The organism is Burkholderia sp. Tr-862 (assembly GCF_011753085.1).
Lineage (GTDB): Bacteria > Pseudomonadota > Gammaproteobacteria > Burkholderiales > Burkholderiaceae > Burkholderia > Burkholderia ambifaria.
Map to the genome: position 1 here is coordinate 1 of NZ_VWWG01000314.1, position 3,045 is coordinate 3,045.

1 rRNA gene is annotated in these 3,045 nt (G+C 52.4%); it reads left to right on the forward strand.

What is annotated here, in order from left to right:
* Nucleotides 1-125 precede the first annotated feature (125 nt).
* Nucleotides 126-3,007: ribosomal RNA gene (locus F3J14_RS34305) — 23S ribosomal RNA — on the forward strand.
* Nucleotides 3,008-3,045: the final 38 nt, after the last annotated feature.

The following is a 3,045-nucleotide window of genomic DNA, read 5'->3' on the forward strand; positions in this document are numbered from 1 at the left end:
TATCCGGGTTGTGATTGTATCGATGTATCTCAAGATGATTCGAACTCTATGTTTGACTCAATTGGAATACGGCACAACGCGAGAACTCAACCTGTAGCGACTGTCGCAAGACAGACTCGTTATAGGGTCAAGCGAACAAGTGCATGTGGTGGATGCCTTGGCGATCACAGGCGATGAAGGACGCGGTAGCCTGCGAAAAGCTACGGGGAGCTGGCAAACGAGCTTTGATCCGTAGATGTCCGAATGGGGAAACCCACTCCTTTTGGAGTATCCATGGCTGAATACATAGGCCATGTGAAGCGAACGCGGTGAACTGAAACATCTAAGTAACCGCAGGAAAAGAAATCAACCGAGATTCCCAAAGTAGTGGCGAGCGAAATGGGATGAGCCTTGTACTCTTTATTTGTATTGTTAGCCGAACGCTCTGGAAAGTGCGGCCATAGCAGGTGATAGCCCTGTAGGCGAAAACAGTATGAAAGAACTAAGTGTACGACAAGTAGGGCGGGACACGTGAAATCCTGTCTGAAGATGGGGGGACCATCCTCCAAGGCTAAATACTCGTGATCGACCGATAGTGAACCAGTACCGTGAGGGAAAGGCGAAAAGAACCCCGGGAGGGGAGTGAAATAGATCCTGAAACCGCATGCATACAAACAGTCGGAGCCTCGTAAGGGGTGACGGCGTACCTTTTGTATAATGGGTCAGCGACTTACGTTCAGTAGCAAGCTTAACCGTATAGGGCAGGCGTAGCGAAAGCGAGTCCGAATAGGGCGTTCAGTTGCTGGGCGTAGACCCGAAACCAAGTGATCTATCCATGGCCAGGATGAAGGTGCGGTAACACGTACTGGAGGTCCGAACCCACTAACGTTGAAAAGTTAGGGGATGAGCTGTGGATAGGGGTGAAAGGCTAAACAAACTTGGAAATAGCTGGTTCTCTCCGAAAACTATTTAGGTAGTGCCTCGTGTCTCACCTTCGGGGGTAGAGCACTGTCATGGTTGGGGGGTCTATTGCAGATTACCCCGCCATAGCAAACTCCGAATACCGAAGAGTGCAATCACGGGAGACAGACATCGGGTGCTAACGTCCGGTGTCAAGAGGGAAACAACCCAGACCGCCAGCTAAGGTCCCCAAATATAGCTAAGTGGGAAACGAAGTGGGAAGGCTAAAACAGTCAGGAGGTTGGCTTAGAAGCAGCCACCCTTTAAAGAAAGCGTAATAGCTCACTGATCGAGTCGTCCTGCGCGGAAGATGTAACGGGGCTAAGCTATATACCGAAGCTGCGGATGCGTGCTTTGCACGCATGGTAGGAGAGCGTTCCGTAAGCCTGCGAAGGTGCGTTGAAAAGCGTGCTGGAGGTATCGGAAGTGCGAATGCTGACATGAGTAGCGATAAAGGGGGTGAAAGGCCCCCTCGCCGTAAGCCCAAGGTTTCCTACGCAACGTTCATCGGCGTAGGGTGAGTCGGCCCCTAAGGCGAGGCAGAAATGCGTAGCTGATGGGAAGCAGGTCAATATTCCTGCACCATTGTTAGATGCGATGGGGGGACGGATCGCGGAAGGTTGTCCGGGTGTTGGAAGTCCCGGTCGCTGCATTGGAGAAGGCACTTAGGCAAATCCGGGTGCGTAATTCAAGGGTGTGGCGCGAGCTCCTTCGGGAGCGAAGCAATTGGAAGTGGTTCCAAGAAAAGCCTCTAAGCTTCAGTCTAACGATGACCGTACCGCAAACCGACACAGGTGGGCGAGATGAGTATTCTAAGGCGCTTGAGAGAACTCGGGAGAAGGAACTCGGCAAATTGGTACCGTAACTTCGGGATAAGGTACGCCCTTGTAGCTTGACTGGCCTGCGCCAGGAGGGTGAAGGGGTTGCAATAAACTGGTGGCTGCGACTGTTTAATAAAAACACAGCACTCTGCAAACACGAAAGTGGACGTATAGGGTGTGACGCCTGCCCGGTGCCGGAAGATTAAATGATGGGGTGCAAGCTCTTGATTGAAGTCCCGGTAAACGGCGGCCGTAACTATAACGGTCCTAAGGTAGCGAAATTCCTTGTCGGGTAAGTTCCGACCTGCACGAATGGCGTAACGATGGCCACACTGTCTCCTCCCGAGACTCAGCGAAGTTGAAGTGTTTGTGATGATGCAATCTACCCGCGGCTAGACGGAAAGACCCCATGAACCTTTACTGTAGCTTTGCATTGGACTTTGAACCGATCTGTGTAGGATAGGTGGGAGGCTATGAAACCGGAACGCTAGTTTCGGTGGAGCCGTCCTTGAAATACCACCCTGGTTTGTTTGAGGTTCTAACCTTGGCCCGTGATCCGGGTCGGGGACAGTGCATGGTAGGCAGTTTGACTGGGGCGGTCTCCTCCCAAAGCGTAACGGAGGAGTACGAAGGTACGCTAGGTACGGTCGGAAATCGTGCTGATAGTGCAATGGCATAAGCGTGCTTAACTGCGAGACCGACAAGTCGAGCAGGTGCGAAAGCAGGTCATAGTGATCCGGTGGTTCTGTATGGAAGGGCCATCGCTCAACGGATAAAAGGTACTCTGGGGATAACAGGCTGATACCGCCCAAGAGTTCATATCGACGGCGGTGTTTGGCACCTCGATGTCGGCTCATCTCATCCTGGGGCTGTAGCCGGTCCCAAGGGTATGGCTGTTCGCCATTTAAAGAGGTACGTGAGCTGGGTTTAAAACGTCGTGAGACAGTTTGGTCCCTATCTGCCGTGGGCGTTGGATATTTGAAGGGGGCTGCTCCTAGTACGAGAGGACCGGAGTGGACGAACCTCTGGTGTACCGGTTGTCACGCCAGTGGCATCGCCGGGTAGCTATGTTCGGAAGAGATAACCGCTGAAAGCATCTAAGCGGGAAACTCGCCTTAAGATGAGATATCCCTGGGGACTAGATCCCCTTGAAGGGTCGTTCGAGACCAGGACGTTGATAGGTCAGGTGTGTAAGCGCAGTAATGCGTTCAGCTAACTGATACTAATTGCCCGTAAGGCTTGATCCTATAACAAGTCTGTTTCGCGCTAACAGAGCGCGTCGGAC